This is a genomic window from Paraburkholderia oxyphila NBRC 105797 (assembly GCF_000685075.1).
GTDB classification, from domain to species: domain Bacteria; phylum Pseudomonadota; class Gammaproteobacteria; order Burkholderiales; family Burkholderiaceae; genus Paraburkholderia; species Paraburkholderia oxyphila.
On sequence record NZ_BAYD01000241.1, the window covers coordinates 1 to 2,862 of the forward strand.

The window sequence follows — 2,862 nt, forward strand, 5'->3', positions numbered from 1 at the left end:
AGGCCAACGATTTCCGGTCCTAAAGACCCGTCGTGTCGCCGGCACCGACACGCTGCTCCTCGGCCATGAGGAACGCGGCAGCTTTAGCATTGCGCGCGAATGGACGGACTGGGGAGCACCATCCGCTCACGACGACGCGAGCATCACCGCATGCCGATTCGATCTCGACATGTTGCTTGAACTGGTCGCGTTGATCGACCTGCTTGCCCCGTCCAGGAAGTCATCGAACAAAGGAGCTTGATCAATGCATCTCCTTCTCCTACTATCAGACCAGTTATCAACGTGGTCCGCCAATGGAAGATATTCCGTCGTCCACTTTACGCAGACGCCGCGCGCAATTGCTCAAGCAAATGCCGGCGTTGGAGACGCTTCTGCGCGGCTCGCTCATCGAGCGCTACAAGCGCTGCGGCAAACCTGGCTGCAAGTGCGCCGAGGGTCCCGGTCACGGTCCCAAGTACTACCTGTCTGTGAGCTTTCCCGGCCGCCGGCCGCAAATGGACTACGTGCCGCAAGCCGACTACGCCGACGTCGTCGAACGCCTGGCGAACTATCACCGCTTCCGCGAGATCATCGAGGAGATCTGCGAGATCAACCGCGAACTATTGCGCCGCCGCGAGGCGCTCTGAGGGGCGCCGGTGAGCCAGTCGCCGCTGTCACTCACCCACATCATCGATCCGCAATCGGCCGGCGTACTCATCGCCAACATGCTCGAGGCCTGGCTCACCGCCGAGTCCGCGCTGGAGCTGACCGAGGAGGCCTTCGATGAACACCAAGATCACCCCGCAACATCAGAGCAAACCGGCGTACATCTATATCCGCCAAAGTACACTGGCCCAGGTACGGCACAATCAGGAGAGCACCGAGCGTCAATACGCGTTGCGCGACAAGGCGCTGGCACTGGGTTGGCCGGAGACGGCGATCCGGATCCTAGACCGCGATCTCGGTCAGTCGGGGGCGCAGATGACGGGCCGCGAGGACTTCAAGACCCTCGTGGCGGACGTCTCGATGGGGAACGTGGGTGCTGTATTCGCATTGGAAGTTTCCCGCCTGGCACGCTCGAATCTGGACTGGCATCGCCTGCTCGAGTTGTGTGCGCTCACACATACCCTCGTGATCGACGCCGATGGTTGCTACGACGCAGGCGACTTCAACGACGGCCTGATACTGGGTCTCAAAGGTACGATGGCACAGGCGGAACTACATTTCTTGCGCGGGCGCCTCCAGGGCGGCAAACTCAACAAGGCGAAGAAAGGTGAGTTGCGCTTTCCACTGCCCGTCGGCTTGTGCTATGACGATGACGGTCGCATCGTCCTGGATCCCGATGACGAGGTACGCGGCGCCGTGCAGCTGGTGTTTCGTCTCTTTCAGGAAACCGGCAGCGCATATGCCGTCGTCAAGCGATTTGCCGAAGAGGGCCTGCGCTTTCCGAAGCGTGCCTATGGCGGTGCCTGGGCAGGACGACTCATCTGGGGGCGCCTGAGCCACGAACGCGTACTCGGTCTGATCAGGAATCCTTCGTATGCGGGCGATTATGTTTTTGGACGATATCAGTATCGTCAACGCATAACCGCACAAGGAGAGATCCAGAAGCGCGTACAGCCGGTACCCAAGGCTGATTGGCGGGTCCATCTTTCCGACCATCACGAAGGGTATATCACCCCGGACGAATTCGAACGCAACCAGGTACGCCTGGCGCGCAACCGGACCAACGGCGAAGGTACCGTGCTCAGCGGTGCGGCGCGCGAAGGTCTGGCGCTGCTTCAAGGGATGCTGATATGCGGCCGCTGTGGCCGGGCGCTGACCGTGCGGTACCAGAGTCACGGTGGCCTTCATCCACTGTACCTGTGCAGCAGACGTCGCCGTGAGGGTCTCGCGACCACCGATTGCATGAGCATGCGCAGCAATCTGCTCGACAACGCGATTGGCGAGGCAGTACTCACCGCGCTACAACCTGCCGAGCTCGAGCTCGCGGTCACTGCCCTGAATGAACTCGAGCAGCGTGATCATGCCATCATGCGTCAGTGGCACATGCACATCGAGCGAGCCGAGTATGAAGTCGCACTCGCCGAACGCCGCTACCAGGAATGCGATCCGGCCAACCGTCTGGTCGCGGGTACCCTCGAGCGGCGTTGGAACGACGCAATGCTTCGGCTCGATGAGATCAAGATGCAAGCCGCCGAATTCCAGAGCCAGAAGGCACACGTCGTCACATCCGAACAGAAGGCCCAGGTCCTCGCACTGGCGCGCAATCTGCCGCGCCTGTGGCGTGCGCCGACGACGTCTGCGAAGGACCGCAAGCGCATGTTGCGACTACTCATTCGGGACATCACGGTCGAGAAACTATCTGCCACGCGACAAGCCGTGCTGCATATCCGCTGGCAGGGTGGCCCGTGCACCGACATCACCGTCGATCTGCCCAGGCCGCGCCCCGAAGCAATACGCTATCCAGCGGAGACCGTCGACCAAGTCCGCAAACTGTCGCAACGCCTGTCCGACCCACAAATCGTTGCGTACCTCAATCAGGAGGGCTTGCGCAGCGCGACCGGCAAATCGTTCACGCTCTCCATGGTCAAATGGATACGCTACCGATACGAGATTGCGGCAACCAGCTTCAACCGGCCCGACGAGCTTACGGTACAGCAACTCGCTGACCGGCTGGGCGTCAGTCCACACATGGTGTATTACTGGATCGAGCGCCAGGTCGTCCAGGCCCGCAAGCTCGATGGACGCGGTCCTTGGTGGATCACGCTCAATCGCACCAAAGAACAACAATTGCGGCGTTGGATACGCACTTCAGGACATCTTCAGCGGTAACATTCCAACACTCAACTGGCAGAGGTGCATTATGAAATCACCGTCGGA

General features: G+C 60.7%; 3 protein-coding genes. All 3 read left to right on the forward strand.

Translation table 11 applies throughout. From position 1 onward, the window contains the following. Positions 1 to 241 (forward strand): DUF5372 family protein (locus tag BO1_RS60545; protein WP_028223741.1); only part of this gene is annotated, 241 nt, incomplete at its 5' end. Positions 242 to 293: 52 nt separating this feature from the next. Next, a complete protein-coding gene (locus BO1_RS48535; RefSeq protein ID WP_028223742.1) occupies positions 294 to 626 on the forward strand; it encodes a DUF6788 family protein in 333 nt (110 codons plus the stop codon). Between the two features lie 136 nt (positions 627 to 762). After that, positions 763 to 2,814, forward strand: coding sequence for a recombinase family protein (locus tag BO1_RS48540; protein WP_028223743.1), 2,052 nt, complete (start codon positions 763 to 765; stop codon positions 2,812 to 2,814). Positions 2,815 to 2,862: the final 48 nt, after the last annotated feature.

Bases quoted from the DNA above. Each gene is read 5' to 3' on its own strand.
- BO1_RS48535 (WP_028223742.1), top strand. From the start codon at position 294: ATGGAAGATATTCCGTCGTCCACTTTACGCAGACGCCGCGCGCAATTG.
- BO1_RS48540 (WP_028223743.1), top strand. From the start codon at position 763: ATGAACACCAAGATCACCCCGCAACATCAGAGCAAACCGGCGTACATC.